Source organism: Dissulfurispira sp. (assembly GCF_036745535.1).
Taxonomy (GTDB): domain Bacteria; phylum Nitrospirota; class Thermodesulfovibrionia; order Thermodesulfovibrionales; family Dissulfurispiraceae; genus Dissulfurispira.
This window is the reverse complement of sequence record NZ_DAIOFX010000001.1, coordinates 28,353-46,870: the sequence shown is the minus strand read 5'-3', so window position 1 is coordinate 46,870 and position 18,518 is coordinate 28,353. Positions and strand designations below refer to the sequence as shown.

18 protein-coding genes are annotated in these 18,518 nt (G+C 44.6%); 11 read left to right on the top strand and 7 right to left on the bottom strand.

What is annotated here, in order from left to right; genetic code table 11:
- The 7 genes from V7L97_RS00235 to V7L97_RS00205 all read left to right on the top strand — a co-directional run.
- Nucleotides 1–1,313: anthranilate synthase component I family protein (locus V7L97_RS00235; protein WP_333652092.1), on the top strand; the 1,313-nt coding region annotated here is incomplete at its 5' end.
- 6 nt (nt 1,314–1,319) lie between these two features.
- Nucleotides 1,320–2,216: a diguanylate cyclase gene (locus tag V7L97_RS00230; RefSeq protein ID WP_333652090.1), complete on the top strand. Its 897-nt coding sequence runs from the start codon at nt 1,320–1,322 to the stop codon at nt 2,214–2,216.
- Between the two features lie 55 nt (nt 2,217–2,271).
- Nucleotides 2,272–4,092: a HAMP domain-containing sensor histidine kinase gene (locus tag V7L97_RS00225; protein ID WP_333652088.1), complete on the top strand. Its 1,821-nt coding sequence runs from the start codon at nt 2,272–2,274 to the stop codon at nt 4,090–4,092.
- Nucleotides 4,093–4,455: 363 nt separating this feature from the next.
- Nucleotides 4,456–5,880, top strand: coding sequence for a cytochrome c biogenesis protein ResB (resB, locus tag V7L97_RS00220; RefSeq protein WP_333652085.1), 1,425 nt, complete (start codon nt 4,456–4,458; stop codon nt 5,878–5,880).
- On the top strand, nt 5,873–6,958 hold the full coding sequence (gene ccsB, locus V7L97_RS00215; protein ID WP_333652083.1) for a c-type cytochrome biogenesis protein CcsB: 1,086 nt from the start codon (nt 5,873–5,875) through the stop codon (nt 6,956–6,958). Before resB ends, ccsB begins: the two co-directional genes overlap by 8 nt.
- Nucleotides 6,945–8,036: a tRNA (adenosine(37)-N6)-threonylcarbamoyltransferase complex transferase subunit TsaD gene (tsaD, locus tag V7L97_RS00210; RefSeq protein ID WP_333652080.1), complete on the top strand. Its 1,092-nt coding sequence runs from the start codon at nt 6,945–6,947 to the stop codon at nt 8,034–8,036. The genes ccsB and tsaD overlap by 14 nt, the downstream gene beginning before the upstream one ends.
- A 12-nt stretch (nt 8,037–8,048) precedes the next feature.
- Entirely contained in the window at nt 8,049–8,531 is a 483-nt protein-coding gene (locus V7L97_RS00205; RefSeq protein WP_333652077.1) for a metallophosphoesterase, read from the top strand.
- Nucleotides 8,532–8,762: 231 nt separating this feature from the next.
- On the opposite strand, the gene V7L97_RS00200 is transcribed toward V7L97_RS00205, so the two are convergent.
- Genes V7L97_RS00200 through V7L97_RS00190 form a run of 3 tightly spaced genes read right to left on the bottom strand, consistent with a single transcriptional unit; the run spans nt 8,763 to nt 11,714 of the window.
- Nucleotides 8,763–10,145, bottom strand: coding sequence for an MBL fold metallo-hydrolase (locus V7L97_RS00200; RefSeq protein WP_333652074.1), 1,383 nt, complete (start codon nt 10,143–10,145; stop codon nt 8,763–8,765).
- Nucleotides 10,146–10,177: 32 nt separating this feature from the next.
- Entirely contained in the window at nt 10,178–11,092 is a 915-nt protein-coding gene (locus V7L97_RS00195; RefSeq protein ID WP_333652071.1) for a radical SAM protein, read from the bottom strand.
- 4 nt (nt 11,093–11,096) lie between these two features.
- Complete coding sequence (locus V7L97_RS00190; protein ID WP_333652068.1) at nt 11,097–11,714, bottom strand: hypothetical protein; 618 nt, start codon at nt 11,712–11,714, stop codon at nt 11,097–11,099.
- A 104-nt stretch (nt 11,715–11,818) separates the two neighbouring features.
- On the opposite strand from V7L97_RS00190, the gene V7L97_RS00185 reads away from it, so the two are divergent.
- The 4 genes from V7L97_RS00185 to V7L97_RS00170 all read left to right on the top strand — a co-directional run bounded on the left by V7L97_RS00185 (nt 11,819) and on the right by V7L97_RS00170 (nt 14,795).
- Nucleotides 11,819–12,655 (top strand): HDOD domain-containing protein, encoded by an 837-nt coding sequence (locus tag V7L97_RS00185; protein ID WP_333652065.1) that lies wholly within the window; start codon nt 11,819–11,821, stop codon nt 12,653–12,655.
- 76 nt (nt 12,656–12,731) lie between these two features.
- Nucleotides 12,732–13,028, top strand: coding sequence for a hypothetical protein (locus tag V7L97_RS00180; RefSeq protein WP_333652063.1), 297 nt, complete (start codon nt 12,732–12,734; stop codon nt 13,026–13,028).
- 2 nt (nt 13,029–13,030) lie between these two features.
- Nucleotides 13,031–13,867 (top strand): HDOD domain-containing protein, encoded by an 837-nt coding sequence (locus tag V7L97_RS00175; RefSeq protein WP_333652060.1) that lies wholly within the window; start codon nt 13,031–13,033, stop codon nt 13,865–13,867.
- Entirely contained in the window at nt 13,860–14,795 is a 936-nt protein-coding gene (locus V7L97_RS00170; RefSeq protein WP_333652057.1) for a GGDEF domain-containing protein, read from the top strand. The genes V7L97_RS00175 and V7L97_RS00170 overlap by 8 nt, the downstream gene beginning before the upstream one ends.
- 39 nt (nt 14,796–14,834) lie before the next feature.
- Here the strand turns inward: V7L97_RS00170 and V7L97_RS00165 are convergent, their stop codons facing one another.
- From V7L97_RS00165 to ald, 4 genes are all read right to left on the bottom strand, one after another.
- Complete coding sequence (locus V7L97_RS00165; protein WP_333652053.1) at nt 14,835–15,110, bottom strand: cell division protein ZapA; 276 nt, start codon at nt 15,108–15,110, stop codon at nt 14,835–14,837.
- 5 nt (nt 15,111–15,115) lie between these two features.
- Nucleotides 15,116–15,337 carry a hypothetical protein gene (locus tag V7L97_RS00160; protein WP_333652050.1) on the bottom strand — a complete coding sequence of 74 codons (222 nt, stop codon included), beginning with the start codon at nt 15,335–15,337 and terminating at the stop codon, nt 15,116–15,118.
- A gap of 71 nt (nt 15,338–15,408) precedes the next feature.
- The gene (locus tag V7L97_RS00155) at nt 15,409–17,307 is read right to left on the bottom strand and encodes a lytic transglycosylase domain-containing protein (RefSeq protein WP_333652047.1); all 1,899 of its coding nucleotides are present in this window, start codon (nt 17,305–17,307) and stop codon (nt 15,409–15,411) included.
- Nucleotides 17,308–17,414: 107 nt separating this feature from the next.
- Nucleotides 17,415–18,518 carry an alanine dehydrogenase gene (gene ald / locus V7L97_RS00150; protein ID WP_333652044.1) on the bottom strand — a complete coding sequence of 368 codons (1,104 nt, stop codon included), beginning with the start codon at nt 18,516–18,518 and terminating at the stop codon, nt 17,415–17,417.

Sequence of the window (18,518 nt, the reverse complement as noted above, 5' to 3'; positions counted from 1 at the left end):
GGGTCAAGGGTCAAGGGTCAAAGTTTAAAGAAACAGTCTCTTCAAGACCACCGCTGGAAAGATTAAAGGAACTTGTAGCAGCATATCCCCAGAAATACGTACCTGAACTCCCTCCGTTTCAGGGAGGAGCCATCGGATTGTTAAGTTATGACTTTGTCAGATACATCGAAAATATCCCGAAGAATGCCGTTGATGACCTTTGTATTCCCGATGCACATTTCTTTATGGCTGATAATGCGATAGCTTTTGACCATCAGCAGGAAAAGGCATGGCTGATTGTTTCTCCAGGTGCAAGAGATACAGGACTGGGATACAGGGACATTTCACATATTGATTGGAACATGGCGTATGAGGAGGCAGTGGAAAGGCTAAAGGCAATAGGCAATAGGATAAAGGTAAAAGGCAAAAGGAAGGAAGATATATCAAAGCCATTTGCCTTTAACCATTCACCTTTCGCCCCTCTCAATTACGAGATGTCCAAAGAACAATACATGGATATTGTCAGGAGGGCAAAGGAATACATTGCTGCCGGAGACATATTCCAGGCAAATCTTTCACAGAGGATTTCAGCCGAAATAGGCGATAAAGACCCGTGGGAAATCTACAAGGTGCTGAGAATGGTTAATCCATCGCCTTTTGCTGCATACGCCGATTTCGGCAACTACCATGTTGTCAGCTCATCTCCTGAGAGATTGATAAAGGTAAAAGACAATGTCATCGAGACAAGGCCCATTGCAGGGACAAGACCGAGAGGCAGGGACTTCAAGGAAGACAAACAGATGAGGGTTGAGCTGTTATTGAATGAAAAGGAGAGGGCAGAGCATATAATGCTGATAGACCTCGAGAGGAATGACATCGGAAGGGTCTCCCGATACGGCAGTGTTGCAGTGGATGAATTGATGATCACGGAAGACTACTCCCATGTCATTCACATCGTTTCTAATGTCAGAGGCATCCTTGAAAAGGAGAAGACATGTTTTGATGTTATAAAGGCTGCCTTTCCGGGCGGAACAATTACAGGCGTGCCAAAGGTCAGGTGCATGGAGATAATCGATGAGCTTGAGCCGGTCCAGAGAGGTCCTTACACAGGCTCTCTGGGCTATATAGGTTTTTCGGGCAATATGGACCTGAATATCATCATAAGGACATTTGTCATAAAGGACGGCTTTGCTTATGTACAGGCAGGCGCAGGAATTGTGGCTGACTCAGACCCTGAAAGGGAATATTACGAGACCCTGAAAAAGGCAGAGGCCCTTATAAAGACGTTGGAGATAGTAGGCGGAAGAGGTAAGAATGCTCTGTTTGGGTTATAATTAGTTATGAAAGTCCTCATTGCCGACAATGCGAACGATGCGAAAGATGTCCTCGGAAAGATGCTCCTCGAAGAGGGATACGAATGTATCTTTGTGGAAAACAGCAGCGAGGTTATTGACAGGGTTTATGCCGAACTCCCCGATATTATTATTCTCGATGCGAAGCTTTCAAAACCGCACAGCCTCGAAATATTAAGTCATTTGAAATCAGCGCCTTCCACGAGGGATATTCCGGTGATCCTCATAGCCTCTAAAAGGTCTCATCTCAAACTAACAAAGGGATACGAACTCGGTGTATATGACTATATTTCCAGACCGTTTTTTAAACAAGAGATTCTGGCAAGGATCAGCAATATCACATTTGCCTGCGACAGGGTGAAGGAGGAACTCGAAAAGCTTCTGTACAGGGATTACCTTACAGGCCTTTATAACCGCAGGTTTTTCATGGAGAGATTTTTTGAGGAGATGGCGTGGTCTGTCAGGTATAAGGAGCCCCTTTCCCTTATGATGCTCGATATAGACTTTTTTAAAAAGATAAACGATACCTATGGGCACGGCTGCGGCGACGAGATACTGAAACAGATTTCGAATGCCTTATTATCGGTACTCAGGACAGAAGACATTGTTGCAAGATACGGAGGGGAGGAATTTATTATCTTGCTTCCCAATACCAATCCTGAAGGCGCTCTCACCGCCGCAGAAAAATTAAGGGTCACCGTGCAGGATAAGAACTTCCTTTGCGAAAGCGGCGATATACGGCTGTCCGTTACTATCAGTATAGGCGTCACGACATACAATGGCGAGACGGAACTCTCGCCTGACAGGCTCATCGGACAGGCTGATGGCGCTCTCTATAGTGCAAAGGAAGGTGGCAGGAACCGGGTTGTTGTATATAAGCAGTAAACATTGTTATGTTAGGCAATACCTGCGTAATTTGGGTTGAAGAAAGGATGAATTAATGAAGGTAAAGTTTTCCCAGCGGTTAAATACAAGGCTCTCTTTATTTCCCCTGTTTATCATTCTAATTGTTTTTATTGCCGGAGGCATTGGTTTTTATGTATTCGGTTATTCACATTTTCTAAAGGATTTTCATAAGCTGCACCTCATCAATTTGTCGTCAGACAAAAAGCTGATAATGGACTCATGGTTTCAGTATTACAAAACCGACCTCGAAGACTTTTCGAGGCTGGACAGATTCAGGGATAGTGCTGCAATGCTGATGAAGGACACCCAGAAACTTCAAAAGGGTAAAAAGGCCATAGAAGCCTTTAATGAGGCACATCTCAATATTTCGAGGCTCTTTGAAGAAAAGGCCTCGTCTAAAAAATATAATGCCCTTTGTCTTCTTTCGATGGATGGGAGAGTTGTCTCAAGCAGCCGTAACGATCTTGTCGGGGCTGATTGGTCTGACAGTACGTTTTTAAAAGAAATGGCTCCCGGGCTGAAATCAACGGCTGTTGCGGGTTTCGGCGCCGATGCCGGTTCGGATAACAGTATGGAGTTTATAACGCCGGTGTTTGATGTGCATGACAATATGATAGCCCTGCTTTATGCTTCATCGAAGGTCGATGATCTGACAGGTTTTTTAAAGATAAAAAATGGCTTGTATAAAAGCGAAAAAATAGATCTGATAGACAGGGACGGCAATATTGTCCTGACAAGAGAAGGTGCTTATGCCAAAAAGATCAGGTACAACATACCAGAGGACAGCCAGAACATTGTGCAGTATAAAGACGGCATATTCTTTTATGTGGCAGACCTTGAGCAGGCGCCGTTCAGGCTGATTGCTACGGTCAAAAAGTCCGAGGTCGCAAGGCCGTTCACCATACTGTTAATCATGTATCTCTCCTTTGCCGGTGTGGTAATTCTGCTGTTTGTAATACAGAATGCATACCTTGCAAAAAGGCTTATCACAAAACCTGTATCTAAACTGATAAATGCTGTTAAATCGGTTGTTGCAGGTGACTTGAGCGTGGATATTGGCAAAGACTACAAAGGAGAATTCCTGGAGTTGAAGAAGTCATTCGAAAGCATGATCGAGGAATTAAGGGAGCGGGAATCCAACTTAAGGGAAAATATCAGGACAAAGGAACAGTCCAGGCTGAGGTCAATGGTTTTTGGCAAAATGTCACATGAACTGAGGAACCCCTTAAATACAATTGTCCATGGCGCAGGAGCAATACTCGACACCGGGGCAGATATTTCGCCGGACAACAGGAGAACCCTTGAGGAAATCCTCTCTAACGGAAAAAATCTCTTGCAATTAATGAACGATCTCCTCGATCTCTCGCGGCTTGAAGCGGGAAAGCTCGCCATCTCGCAGGAGGAATTCAATATGTGCGAGCTCTTAAAAGAGATTGAAGACGCTGCAAGGAATGTCATAGGGACAAAGGAAATAGAATTGATTGTAGACTGTCAGGATGTGTTTCTGGATAAGCCTGTATATACAGACAGGCAGCGATTAAAGCAAATACTGACCAACCTCGTCACCAATGCAGTAAGATCCACAGAAGTCGGGACAGTGACCGTCCTGTGCTCGGATGCGATAAGGAACAATGTGGAGTATATAGAAGTATCGGTTGCCGATACCGGATCGGGCATCGAACCTGAAATGATGGAGATGATATTCGAGGAATTTTCTAATTATCCGACATCCTTTGGCTTGTTTATATCGAAGAAGCTGACGGACGCCCTCGGCGGCAGGATAGATGTGGAAAGCGCACCGGGCAAAGGCTCTGTTTTCACGGTGACAATCCCTATAAAGGCCATAGTTTACTGACAGCATAATTCGTAATGATATGCCGTAATCCGCGGCCAAACATCTCGAATATGGATGTAGAGTGTGCTGAAAAAGACTTTGCACTCAGAATATTGAGTTGCATTGTCTTGAATCCGTCATCTACTACATTGCTCACTTGTTGAGAAATGCGTTAGTTATCTCTGGCATAAATAAAGATCAAGCCTTTGTAAAGGCTTTTGAAGCATGCTCTACATCCATTATTACGGATGCTAAAAATATTAGACTACAGATTATGGATTATGGTATCATCAAACGCTTTATGAAGAAAACACTGCCTTCATAAAATATTCACACGATTAAGGATAAAGTATAGTTCATAAATAAAAGGGAAGAGGGCACAGAGTGAGCAACAAGAAAGAAAATCAGGGCGTCGTTGACAGGGTGTGGAGCTTTTTCTCGTCCATAACCCTTGCTGTTGTTGTCTTTTCGGTCATATCGCTTACATCGATTGTCGGAACAATAATCGAACAGGGGGCCGAGCCCGAGCGCAATATAAAGCTCCTTTCGAAGTTTTTTGGAGATGCCTCTCCAACGGTATTCAGAATACTGGATTCCCTCGGCTTTACCAATATGTTCCATTCATGGTGGTTCATCGCCCTCCTGTTTGTATTTGCAGCAAACCTCATCATCTGTTCTTTGGACAGGCTTCCAAGGATATGGAATATTGTTAAGGAACCAATAAAGCCGCTCTCTATCGATCTTTTAAATACCATGCCGATAAAAAGGGAGATGGTATTAAAGGGAAAGATCGACAATGCAAAGGGAGTTATGGAATCCGCTCTCAAGCGTATCGGATTTAAGGCAAATATACATCTGCAGGATAATGGGCTGCAGATATATGCGGAGAAGGGCAGACACAGCAGGCTCGGAGTTTATGTAACACACTTCAGCATAATCCTTATACTCATCGGCGCTGTTGCGGGAATATTTTTCGGATTCAATGCATCACTGAATTTATTGGAAGGCACAACCTCTGCAGTTGCATATATGAGGAATGGCAAGGAAATCCCTCTTGGATTTGAGATAGGGTGCAATGACTTTGAGACATCTTTTTACGAGAACTCCGATACCCCAAAGTCATACAAGAGCTGGCTTACAATTTTAGAAAACGGCAGGCCTGTTAAAATAAACGGCAAAGAGGTAACAGAGATAGATGTTAATAGCCCGCTAAGATATAAGGGGATTACATTTTATCAATCGAGCTATGGTTTTTCACCGACAAAGGATTCATTGTTTAAATTCAGTGTGACTTCCAATGACGGCAGGAAGCAGGATGTTCAACTTAAATTCGGGGAGTCGTTCAACATCCCGGGCACAAACATAATGGGCAAGGTTGCCGATTTCAGCCCTGCACTTGGCATTGATGAGGCAGGCAGAATGTTCACATATGCAGAGATGATGAATAATCCCGCAGTATTTGTTGAATTCACAGAAAACGGAAAGCCGAAGCACAACCAATGGATACTCAAGCGATACCCACAGACATGGAGAGTGCCTGACGGCATGGTTGAATTCAAAGACCTCTGGGGAGCCCAGTATACGGGATTGCAGGTGAGGAAAGACCCGGGCGTATGGATTGTATATTTAGGTTTCCTTGTCATGACAGTTGGTCTATATGCGGCATTCTTCATGAGCCATGGGAGGATATGGGTCACTCTCAAGGATGAAAAGGGCAGCACAAAGGTTACCATTGCTGCATCAGTCAACAAGAATAAAGCAGCCTTTGAGCAAAAGATAGAGAAGTTGTTAGGAGGTCTACATGGATAGTTCCCAGTTTTTCGGCATATCGAGCATTGCATATATCCTCGCAATGGTGGCTTATATAGCATACCTTGTTTTCAGGAATTCAACGGTCGGCATCATAGCCACGACAATAACGTCCGTAGGTTTTATATCGCAGACCATTGCATTTTTCATAAGGGGCAAGGAGTTTTATGATATAGGGCAAATGGGCATAATGAGGGCAATACCCCTCACAAATCTCTACGAATCATTGATATTCTTCGTATGGTGTCTGATATTGGGCTATCTCATAATAGAGTGGAAATATAAAAATCGTTCTTTCGGAGCATTCATTACACCCATAGCAGGCATGGCGCTTGCCTTTATTGATATATACGGCATGTCCAAGGATATACATCCTCTAATTCCGGCGCTTCAGAGCAACTGGCTTTTAGCCCATGTTACCCTGAGCTTCATAGCATATGCGACCTTTGCCATATCCTTTGCCACAGCCATAATGTATCTTGCCGTAACAACGGACAACAAAAAAAGCGGGGCGTATATATTCTGGACAGTAACATTGGGAATATTCATTTTAATCCTCGTTGCTATGGGCATAGACTTCCTTACATTTAAGATCGCAGCAAGGACTCCGGAGACATTCATTAAGAGCTATCTGTTCAAGGCAACATTCAGAAGCGCTTCGGGCCTGATAGTTCTTTTCAGTTATGCTGCGTCTGCTGTCTTTGTATATTTAGTATGGAGATACGGTTATGCCCTCAAAAAACTGATCGAGTCATTTTCCATATCCCCTGATCTCCTCGATGACCTGACCTATAAAAACATTGCCATAGGATTCCCCATATTCACACTGGGCGGGCTTATCGTCGGAGCCATATGGGCTGATCAGGCATGGGGCAGGTACTGGAGCTGGGATCCTAAGGAGACATGGTCATTGATATTGTGGTTTGTCTACGCATTCTATCTCCATGCAAGATTTTTGCGGGGATGGAGAGGGCATAAGATAGCCATAGTTGCGGTAATCGGGTTTGTATGCACCATTTTCACATACCTTGGAGTGAATCTCCTTCTGAGCGGATTGCATGCATATGGAGGAGGCTAAAGTTTATGACCTGCTCTGGAAAAGAGCAGAAAACAATGAGGATTGCATGCATATGGAGGAGGCTAAAGACCGTAATGCGTTAAGCGTCTCATCACTGATTTTGGGCATCGATACATCGTGCGACGACACATCTGCCGCTCTGGTTGCGGATGGAAATAAAATCCTCTCCAACATAGTCTCATCACAGTCGGACATCCACAAGAAATACGGCGGCATCGTGCCTGAACTTGCCTCAAGAAGGCATATAGAGATGATATGGCCTGTTGTGGACGAGGCGTTAAGCAATGCCGGCATTACCATAGATGATGTAGATGCAATTGCCGTCTGTTACGGCCCGGGCCTGATAGGCTCCCTGCTTGTTGGATGCGGCTTTGCAAAATCGATTGCTTACGCAAAAAAAATCCCCATTGTTGCAGTAAATCATCTCGAAGGGCATATGTTTTCTGTATTCCTTGAGAACAAGTTGTCATTCCCATTTCTATCTCTTATCGTATCGGGAGGGCATACAAGCCTTCATATCGTCAATGGTTTCGGACAATATATAGAACTCGGAAGGACAAGGGACGATGCTGCAGGAGAGGCATACGACAAGGTGGCAAAACTGCTTGGCCTCGGCTATCCAGGCGGACCTGTAATAGATAAACTTGCAAGGGAAGGCAATCCAAAGGCGTTCGATTTTCCGAGGGCATATGTCCCTGAATCCTTTGACTTCAGCTTCAGCGGATTAAAGACAGCAGTAAAGTCAGCAGTCAGCAGTCAGCAGTCAGCTATCAACATAAACGATATTGCTGCATCCTTTCAGGCTGCTGTTGTTGATGTCCTCGTAAGAAAGGTGGAATGGGCGATAGTAAGAAAGGGTATAAAAAAGATTGCATTGTCAGGCGGTGTTTCTGCGAACAGTGAATTGAGAAGACGCATGGAGGAAATGGCAGAGGAAAGGGAAGTTGAATTATTTCTGCCTTCGATTTCTTTTTGCACGGATAACGCGGCTATGATAGCAGCGGCAGGGTATCATCACTTCAAGACAGGAAATATCGCGGGCATAGATCTAAATCCAAAGGCGTATCTGCCGTTGTGAATGGAGGTTTTTATGATCGCAGGCATTATTTCCGACACGCATGACCACCTCGATAATCTTAGGAGGGTTATAGAGATCTTCAATGCAAAAAATGTTGAGCATATCATCCATGCAGGGGATTTCTGTTCTCCATTTACATGGAGGGTTATAAAGCATTTTAAAGGCGGCTTTACAGGCATATTCGGGAACAATGACGGGGAGAGGATTCTCCTGAAAAAATTATATCAGGATAGGATATATACGCAGCCCTATAAATTTACTCTTCATAACAAAAGAATCGTTGTCATGCATGAGCCTGATGTGGCAGATGAGCTTGCAGACAGCGGGCATTTTGATCTCGTTGTTTATGGACATACGCATGAGCCTGTTATTAAAAAGGTCAAAGACACACTGGTTGTTAATCCCGGAGAGGTCTGCGGCTGGCTCTATGGCAAACCGACGGTTGCTATTGTAAATCTTGAGATAATGGATGCGGAGATAATTTCTATAACCTAAATCCAGCGATAAGGATGGGGCTCTGGAGTGAATAGCTATGTTTTGGTAACAGTTCTTTGCGACTGGAGCGTCAGGCAATGGTATAAGCTTGGAGCGACCATACCATTGCCTGACAGACGCAACTGTTTGAGCAAAGCGAGTTTTGCGGCTGTAGCGCAAGGAGCATTAGAACTGTCAAAACGTAGCTCCTGAACGAAAGAGACTTATCCTTATCGCTGGCTCTCGGATAAGCTAAACCTCAAATTCTTCTCCTCTTTCCGGCACATGCGTGATAAACCCGAATTTCTCTTTTACAATATCTTCGAACTCGATGGAGACTTTTTCTTCGCCGTGAACTATGAATACCTCCGGTTTGTTGGAAAATGCGCCGAGCCACTCCAGAAGCTCCCTCTGGTCTGCGTGGGCCGAGAACCCTCCGATGGTATATAGTTTTGCCTTAACTGCTATCTCCTCTCCGAGGACATGGACTATCTTTGCTCCTTCTATGATTTTGCGGCCGAGTGTTCCCTTTGCCTGAAATCCCATGAAGATTACACTGCATTCAGAGCGCCATAGGTTGTGTTTGAAATGATGCTGTATCCTTCCGCCGTCGCACATTCCGCTTCCTGCAATAATGATGGCGCCTGATTTTATTTTGTTGATTCTCATGGAATCCTCGATTGAATGGGTGAAATGCAGATGCAGGGCTGCGTCATTTTTTCTGTTAAACATCTTCATTGCCTCTTCATCAAAGCATTCAGGATGTGCGAGATAAACTTTTGTGGCATCTTCAGCAAGGGGGCTGTCAACATAGACATGCAGGTTATAAAGCCTTCCTTCCTTGACGAGTTTGTTTAGTGTATAAAGTATGTCCTGTGTCCTTCCCACGGCAAAGGCGGGTATAAGGACATTTCCTCCCTTTTTGAATGTAATTTTTATTGCCTCTGCAAGCTCATCGATGCTTTCTTCTATGCCTTTGTGCATTCTGTTTCCGTAGGTTGATTCCACGACCACATAGTCTGCTGCCTCCACATGCTGGGGGTCATTGATTATGGGATTTCCCTTTTTGCCTATGTCCCCTGAGAACACTATTCTCTTTTCGACAGGACTGTCCTGATACCATAGCTCCAGCGTCCCTGAGCCGAGTATGTGGCCTGCATCTATGAATCGGTATCTTACGCCTCTGCCGAGGTGTTCCATCTTCCCGTAAGATTTCCTCTCAAATAGGGGGATTGCCGCCCTTACGTCTTGTCCTGTATAAAGCGGCTCAAATACGGCATCGACGCCCTTTCTTAATGCCTTTTTCGTCAACCATTCTGCATCCTTCTCCTGTATCTGCGCTGAATCGTAAAGCATTATTTCGGCTAAGTCTGCAGTGGCTGATGTGGTTATTATCCCGCCATTAAATCCGTCCTTTACAAGTTTTGGGATAAGTCCTGAATGGTCTATATGTGCATGTGTCAGAAAAAGATAATCTATCTCCTCCGGCCTGAAATCAAAGGGGGTCTTGTTTGTTTCGTCTGCATTTTCTCCCTGATACATGCCGCAGTCCACAAGTATCTGCATGCCATTCACGGATATGTGAAAACATGTGCCTGTGACAGTCCTGATGCCGCCTAAAAATTTAATCTTCATGGTAAATCTTAACCCTTACCTTTACCTGTCTTTTATATCGTTACTCCGTCAATCCTTTTTAAGCCTGCATCCAATGCCATTTTTACAGCCTCTGAATATTCCTTTGTTGTTATCCTCCTGCCGAGGGGAGGGTGTTCGAATGCCTTATAACACGGGTAATACTGATCCATGATGTTTATGTAGGTGTCTCTGGAAATCTCCTCTGCAATGAATCTCACGACCTCTTTTGTGCCAGCAATGGCTTCGGGCAGGACGAGATGTCTTACGAGGAGGCCCCTCGATGCTATTCCTCTTTCATCAATTATGAGGTCTCCAACCTGTCTGTGCATCTCCTTTATTGCAGCCTTTGCCTTCTCCGGGTAATCCTTTGCCTTTGAGTATTTCAGAGCCATTTGCGGGTCTGAATATTTGAAATCCGGCATGTATATGTCCACAACTCCGTCGAGGATTTTTACTGCTTCAAGGGATTCGTAGCCTCCGCAATTATACACAATAGGAATATTCATGCCCATTTCCGAGGCAATGGCAACGGAATGGAGCATCATTGGCATCTGGTGGGTTGGCGTGACCAAGTTTATATTGTGGCAGCCCATGTCCTGTATCTCCAGCATTATTTTAGCGAGCTTTTCAAAGGATATTTCGTTCCCTTCGCCAAGATGGCTTATGGTCCAGTTCTGGCAGAATATGCATCCAAGGTTGCAGAAACTGAAGAATATGGTTCCCGAGCCGAATCTTCCGACAAGGGGCCTCTCCTCGCCAAAATGAGGCCCCCAGCTTGCAACAAAGGGCTTATCCCCTGTCCTGCAGAAGCCGACGTTACCCGAAGTCCTGTCCACCTTGCAGTTTCTCGGACAGAGGACGCAGTTCTTTAATATATCTTCAGCAACCCTTACCTTATCCCATAGTTCGCCGCTGGAGAGCTTGCGATAAGCAGGTACGAATGTCATATATTCATTGTGCCTTAGGCAATGACCATTCTACAAGCTTTGTTGCTATCTCCTTTGCATGCCATGCAATGTTCTTTATTGCATCAACCATGTTTATATATATAGATGACGCTACAGGGAGACACAATCCCTCGATCAACCTCTCTTCGTGAAGCGTTGCATATTCTGTCGCCCTCTTTACTATACCCACCTCTGATTCCTCCACATATCTCCTCAGAATTGTATTTCTTGCAAGTATCATGTCTGCCGTCGGCCTCAGGACATCACTAAGCCTCTGAAGGAGAAATGTGATTTCCGTGACTGCCTTATCGCTGAAGAGTATGTTGTCCTTTATCTTTTTGTCCATGAACTCCGTTAGTTTTTCGATATTCTCGCCGATCCTCAGGAGGTGTACAGGGATGGAGACGTACGGCTTCAGTTCGGGATTGTCCCGTGCCAGTTCGGCAACCTTCTTTGTGAGCTGGGCCTCTGCTTTTTTAATGGCCTCTACCTTTGAACCACAGTCCTTTAATGGTTTTGAAGAATTATAAATAAATGCGGTTTGCAAAAAAGACATGCAATTTTCTTCATTGCTTGCCATATCATACATTGCCTTCAATAATTCCTTGACCTCCTCTTTCATGGCTTTTCCCTCCTTCTGTATTTTTTTTAAGCATATCAGATTGTATGACCTTCTGCAAGGATGTGCTAAAATAGTAAAAACAGCAAAAGATGGGGATGTAACCAATGGATGCATGGACATTGCGCAGTAAGATCGAAAATATAGACAACCTTCCGACAATTCCTCCTGTCCTGAGAAACCTGCTGAACATCATAGAAAATCCACAGGTTTCTCTCAGCGAGGTAGGCAATTTCATACTGAAAGACCCGGCCCTCACGTCAAGGATACTCAGGGTGGTTAATTCACCGATCTGCGGCTTCCCCGGCAGGATATCCACGATAAGCCAGGCATTGATACTACTCGGTCTGAATGTTGTAAAGGGAATGCTCTTGGGAGTTTCTGTCTTTGATGTTATGAAAAAGGTGATGGTCGGGCTTTGGGAGCACTCTATTGGATGTGCTGTTACTGCACGGATAATTTCTCAGAGAAAGGCATCGGGTTATCTTGAGGAGGTTGCTGTTGCAGCCCTGCTTCACGATATAGGGAAGGTCGTTCTGGGACTGAAGTTTTCGGACAGATATGAGAAAATCATAGCGGATGCCGGAAGCAAGGGCATTTTCATATTTGATTCGGAAATGAACTATTTTACTGTGAACCACGCTGCCGTGGGGGCATGGCTTACAGAGAAATGGAAATTCCCCAGGAGTCTGGCCGAGGTTATAGAATACCACCATAAACCCCATCTCTCGAAGAATGTCCCTGTGCAGGCTGCAATAGTGCACCTTTCCGATATTCTTGTGCGCGCAAAGGGGTTCGGTTTTGCAGGCGATAACTTTGTGCCTGCGATACATCCCTCTGCATTTGAGATGCTTGACCTTACAGAAACCGATATAAAAGACATACTCGATGAGATGGAAGACTCCTTCGGCCACATAGAGGATATTGTCCTCATTGACTTATAAAGGTCTATTTTTTCTGCTGTACTTGTAATTCTTTTATGATATAATACCCTTCAAAAGCATCAGAGGAGGTAATGTCTTGCCAAAGGTTACCGTGAATAATCTCAAACCCGGCATGAAGCTGTCGAAGCCGGTTGTCAATGAAGCAGGAATGATACTCCTTGGAGAGGGCACCGAGATCACCGATGCCCTTATCGAGAGGCTCCAGAACATGAATGTGAGCAGTGTTTTTGTAGAAGGGGCGTCAAAGCCCCAGAAGCCAAAGGAAGATGCCATGGCTGAAATAGACGCACGGTTCAAAAAGACAGAAAACGAGCCGCATATGGGCATGCTGAAAAAGCTGCTTAAAGAACATGTAGAGGAGTTATATAAATAATTATGGGCATACAGGCGCTGCGCAGTCAGATCGAGAGAATAGACACTCTTCCCACGATACCAAGCGTTTTGAGAAAGCTTCTGGGCGTTATCGAGAATCCAAGGATTTCCTTGAGCGAAATAGGCAGTTTCATATTAAACGACCCTGTTCTTACATCACGGGTCCTTAAGGTGGTTAATTCGCCTGTTTACGGCTTTCCCGGCAGGATATCCTCTGTAAGCCAGGCATTGATGCTCCTTGGTCTGAATGTTGTAAAAGGAATGCTCTTAGGAGTCTCTGTGTTTGAGGCGATGCAGAAGACCATGGTCGGTCTCTGGGAGCACTCCCTGGGCTGTGCTGTGACTGCAAGGATAATCGCAAAGAAGAAGGAGTTGAAGGAGCCTGAAGAGGTATCTGTCGCAGCACTCCTCCATGACATAGGGAAGGTTGTTCTGGGATTGAAGTTCCCTGACGAATACAAAAAGATTATGTCAGATGCAGAGACAAAGGACATTTTTATATTCGATTCGGAGAAGAACTATTTCGGCATCAATCATGCCGATGCAGGGGCGTGGATCGCCCAGAAATGGAATTTTCCCAGAAGTCTCGTTGAAGTTATAGAATACCACCACAAACCCCACCTGTCCAAAAATGTAGCCATGCAGACAGCTATAGTGCACCTTTCGGACATCCTTATAAGGGCAAAGGGATTCGGCTTTGCAGGCGATAACTCTGTGCCGGCAATTAATAATGCTGCGTGGCAAATGCTTAATCTGTCGGAAGCAGATGTAAAGGATATACTCGATGAGATAGAAGACTCCTTATCCCAGGCAGAGGACTTCCTTTTTTCCGATGAATAATCTAAAGACGGTTGTAGTCATATCCAGAGACATGGTCTTAACGAGCATTGTCGACAGGCTACTTAAAGACTCCTACATGGTTGCCGACTTTTCGAATATCCAGTCTTCGCTTGATTATATCTACGCCTCCATTCCCGACCTGATGATCATAGATATTGCCATGGATGATGCTTTTGCCATTACCATATTGAACGAAATGAAAAGCGATCCCATATTCGGCAGACTCCCTGTCCTTGCCATATTCGAGGATCAGTTTGTTATCCCGAAGTGGGACCACCTGCTCGTTGACGACTATGTCAGGAGGTCGCGCCTTGAAGCGGATATCCTGCTCAGGGTTGACCTGTGCATACACAGGGCTGAAAGGATGGTCGAGGTTAATCCACTGACAAGGCTCCCCGGTAACATTGCGATAATCAAGCAGATACAGAGAAGACTGGACAATAACGAGGTTTTTGCGCTTGCCTATGCAGACCTCGATTATTTCAAGCCATATAATGACAGGTACGGTTTCAGCCGTGGCGATGAGGCTTTGAAAATGCTCGGGCGCCTTATTCTGAACACTGTCAAAGAAAGGCAGGCACAAGGCAGTTTTGTCGGACATATAGGCGGCGACGATTTTGTGTTTATGATGGATGTAGAGCATATCGAAGAAACTGCCGGCAAAATTATAGATAACTTCAATAAGATAATACCTGCCTTTTATGATCCGGAGGACAGGGCAAGGGGCTTCATAGAATCCGTTGACAGGGAGGGGAATAAAAAGACATTCCCTTTTATAGACATTTCAATAGGGGCAGCCCATAACAGGTTCAGGAAGTTCTCTCACTACGGCGAGATAGCGGAAGTGGCATCGGAAATGAAAAAATACGCCAAGGGTGCAGGAGGCGGTTGCTTTAAGATGGACAAGAGAGGCACCACGAATTTGTGAATTAACCCCGTTAGAAAGCAATCAAGCTTTCTAACGGGGTTAATCAAAGAGCCTTATGATGCTGTCTGCCTTGTTTTCTATGCTCTTTATGCCCTGCGATATGGAATTATATTCGCGTTTGACCCTGTGCAGTTCGTCCGCAATATTCAAGGCAGTCAGGATTGCCGCCTTAAGGGGTGTTATGCCAGGCGCTGTGGCGTAAACCTCCTTGAGTTTTTCGTCCACAAAATCCGCAATCTGTTGAATATACTCCGGAGGCGCGTCACCCTTTATTACATACTTTTGTCCAAGGATGTGTGCTTCTATGCTGCTCATAATCTCTATTTAAGCCCGATTGTTTCAAGCTCGTTCAGCAGGTCTTCTATCTGGTTTTTAATGGACGACTTTTCCATGCCGAGCCTCTCGATTTCCATGTCCTTTAATCTGATCGCATCCTCCAGTTCTTTGACCCTTCTTTCGAGCTTCTCTTTTTCTTCTTTTAATGACCTGACCTTTTCGACTGCAATGGCTATTTTCTCATCGAATGTTTTCAGTGCTTCCACGGTAGCCTCCCTGTAGTAGTTCATTGTTTATTGCACGATAAATAATACACAAATTTTACGTGAAAAATAAACTAAAGATTTCCTATGTATTTTTTGGCTGCATATATGTCTGTATCCCGGCTTGCCCTCATATATTCGAAATAGGTGGTTAAAACCCTTTTCACATAGTTCCTTGTCTCATCGTAAGGTATGTCCTCTATGAACTCATCTACCGTAGTATAGCTGCCCTTTTTCAGCCATTCCCTCACAGCCTCCTCGCCCGCATTGTATGCTGCAATGGCAAGGGGGATGGAGTTGAAGGTCTTTACCAGATGTTTCAGGTAGTATGAGCCGATAAGGATATTGGTCTTTGCATCATGGAGCTGACTCGCATTTTTGAGAGCAATTTTGACATGCTTGTCAAATTTATGAGCAGTAGATGGCATGAGCTGCATTAATCCAAGTGCGCCGGCAATAGACCGTGCATCGGCATCAAACCTCGACTCCTCCCGCATGACCGATATGATTAAAAGGGGATCGATGCCGTTTCTTCTGGATGCCTCTTCAACCTCCTGTTGAAATGCCATTGGATAAAACAGATCATGGATATCTTCGCTGTATTGAACCTTTGTAACGAGATTTACAGACATCTTGTAATTGCCCAGATTTTTAAGCTGAGAGCTTATATAGATGAGCCTGTCATGGTCAGGGTTTTTCTTTGCCAGATGCGTTAATTCTGAAACGGCCTCATTGTTCAGTCCAAGCCTTATCAGGATGTCAACCCTTTCAGATGCACGCGACACGTGGCGGGTAGAGGGCAATGCGCCTCTGGCATTAATTCTTTCATTTAACTCTTTTGCCTCGCTGTTGTTTTTAAGCAGAGACAGAAATCCATAATAGTCCCGGTGAGGGATATTCTTTTTGTGCAGAGATGCCTTGAGTGCGTCCCCCCCTGTTTTTTCCGCACACTTATTTTTCCAGTACATATATTTTGACCCGCCGTATGTTTGGTTGAGATGGGAAAATATTTCCGATGCATTTTTACAATCACCCCACATGTAGTAAGTCCATCCCTTTGCCCAGAGTATTTCCTCCTTTTCAGATGGGTACTTTGATAATGTATTGTTAAATATTTCCAACGCCCTTTCGATATTATTGTCCCTTCTCTGCTTCGAGCCATACGCAATTAATACTGATACAACCCTTTTGTCTCCTGTATTTATTAGCTCCTGCAATTCGGACTCGAAGGTCTCCATGTCGCCTGCCCTGAATACCGACCTTGCCCTCCAGTAGCGGTTATTTACTTCTTTATAAAGTTCCGAGGCCTCTCTATAACGTTTCTGTCTGAAAATGGAGTATGCAAGCTTTTCAAGTATTTGAGTTTTGAGTCCTTCTCCTGACTCCTTTTTCAGGGCTTCTCTCAAGCATTTTTCTGCTTCACCGAACATCCATGCCTTGTTGAGGTTTTCGCCCCTTTTTATGAGGTCTTCTGTTGTTATATCGGAGGGAGACAGTTCATGCAGTGCGCTTTTAGAGAGCGGCGATACCGATACATATATATCCTTGAATATCCTTTTTGCCTTTTCTGTTTCGCCATTTTTCTTGAGCAATGAGGCATATGCATATTTCATATTTAGCTCTGAAGGATAATCCTTTACAAAGCCTTCGAGGAGCTTGATTAAATTCCTGTCATTTTTCTTTTTGGCGAGCTCTATCTCTTTTATGCGGACATTTTTTATCAGGGGGGAATCCTTGAATCGCTCTTTAACTGTTCGCAGGTCGGCAATTGCCCTGTCCATATCCCCTCTGTCCTCATATGCCCTTGCCCTCCAGAGGAGCGCATAGTCGCCTAATACCGGCAATTTTTCATAGGCTGTTGTTAATTGCGATATTGCACTTTCGTAGTCGCCTTTATCGAGGCTGTTTTTACCATTTAACAGATAATTGGAAACATCATCCGATGCAAAGGAAAATGTTGCCAGCAAGGACATAAGCAAAGCCACGGATAACAGAAGACAGAAGATATATTTACAATCTCTCATATACATTTGGACCCAACACTTTTTAAAGTCTTGTAGCCATGTCTGACCCATAAAATCTAAATCTCATCGATGTTTTTGTATTTAATACCCAGTGAATCTGCCAATGCCTTGTTTACAATGTGTCCCATATAAGTATTAAGCGAACTTCTTATTATGGGGTCTTCCCTTAGTACCTTTTCAATGCCGTTTTTAGCAATAGTTTTGATATAAGGCAGTGTTGCATTTGTCAGCGCGATGGTAGATGTCCTCGGATATGCACCCGGCATATTGGCAACAGTATAATGTATTATACCATCGACTTCATAAACAGGATTGTCGTGGGTGGTTGGCTTTGATGTCTCTGCACATCCCCCCTGATCAACAGACACATCGATTATAACAGAACCCTTTTTCATAGTCTTTAGCATCTCTTTTGTTATGAATATAGGCGTCTTCCCTCCCGGCACAAGGACCGCCCCAATTATAATATCGGCGTTTTTAATCTCTTCCTGTATGTTGTGCATGGTGAGGGGCAGTGTTTTTACCCTTCCCATAAACATTTCGTCTATCTTTTGTAATCTATCCATACCCCTATTCATGACCACGGTATCCATCCCGAGACCAATGCATACACGGGCTGCGTTTGTGCCCACGACTCCTGCACCAAGTATTAATGCCTTTGCAGGGGCAACACCACAAACTCCTGTAGGCAGAATGCCTCTGCCGCCATGAATCCTCTGGAGGTAGTACGAACCTACTATTGGAGCCATCCTGCCTGCTATCTCACTCATTGGAGCAAGTAGCGGGAGCGTTCCATCTTTCTGAAGGGTTTCGTATCCGAGGGCAGAGACTTTTTTGTTCAAAAGAAGTTCTGTAAGCTCCCGATTGGGCGCCAGATGGAGATATGTGAATATTGCCTGGCCGTCTTTGATTAAATTATATTCCTGCGGCAGCGGCTCTTTTACCTTCACGATCAAGTCCGATTTTTTGAAGGCGGTTTCTCTATCTACGATGTCGGCATCCGCATTCAGATACTCTTCGTCGGTAAATCCGCTTCCTTCGCCAGCGCTTGTCTCTATGAGGATTGTGTGGCCATCCCTTTTCAGCTCCTCAACACCAAAGGGCGTAATTCCGATCCTGTATTCCTCTTTCTTAATTTCTTTAGGGATGCCTATTATCAT

Coding starts and splice junctions, on each gene's coding strand:
- V7L97_RS00155 (WP_333652047.1), bottom strand. CDS start 17,307: ATGTCCTTGCTGGCAACATTTTCCTTTGCATCGGATGATGTTTCCAAT.
- V7L97_RS00195 (WP_333652071.1), bottom strand. CDS start 11,092: ATGACATTCGTACCTGCTTATCGCAAGCTCTCCAGCGGCGAACTATGG.
- ccsB (WP_333652083.1), top strand. CDS start 5,873: ATGGATAGTTCCCAGTTTTTCGGCATATCGAGCATTGCATATATCCTC.
- V7L97_RS00170 (WP_333652057.1), top strand. CDS start 13,860: ATGAATAATCTAAAGACGGTTGTAGTCATATCCAGAGACATGGTCTTA.
- V7L97_RS00205 (WP_333652077.1), top strand. CDS start 8,049: ATGATCGCAGGCATTATTTCCGACACGCATGACCACCTCGATAATCTT.
- tsaD (WP_333652080.1), top strand. CDS start 6,945: ATGGAGGAGGCTAAAGTTTATGACCTGCTCTGGAAAAGAGCAGAAAAC.
- V7L97_RS00185 (WP_333652065.1), top strand. CDS start 11,819: ATGGATGCATGGACATTGCGCAGTAAGATCGAAAATATAGACAACCTT.
- V7L97_RS00200 (WP_333652074.1), bottom strand. CDS start 10,145: ATGAAGATTAAATTTTTAGGCGGCATCAGGACTGTCACAGGCACATGT.
- V7L97_RS00175 (WP_333652060.1), top strand. CDS start 13,031: ATGGGCATACAGGCGCTGCGCAGTCAGATCGAGAGAATAGACACTCTT.
- V7L97_RS00225 (WP_333652088.1), top strand. CDS start 2,272: ATGAAGGTAAAGTTTTCCCAGCGGTTAAATACAAGGCTCTCTTTATTT.
- ald (WP_333652044.1), bottom strand. CDS start 18,518: ATGATAATAGGCATCCCTAAAGAAATTAAGAAAGAGGAATACAGGATC.
- V7L97_RS00165 (WP_333652053.1), bottom strand. CDS start 15,110: ATGAGCAGCATAGAAGCACACATCCTTGGACAAAAGTATGTAATAAAG.
- V7L97_RS00190 (WP_333652068.1), bottom strand. CDS start 11,714: ATGAAAGAGGAGGTCAAGGAATTATTGAAGGCAATGTATGATATGGCA.
- V7L97_RS00230 (WP_333652090.1), top strand. CDS start 1,320: ATGAAAGTCCTCATTGCCGACAATGCGAACGATGCGAAAGATGTCCTC.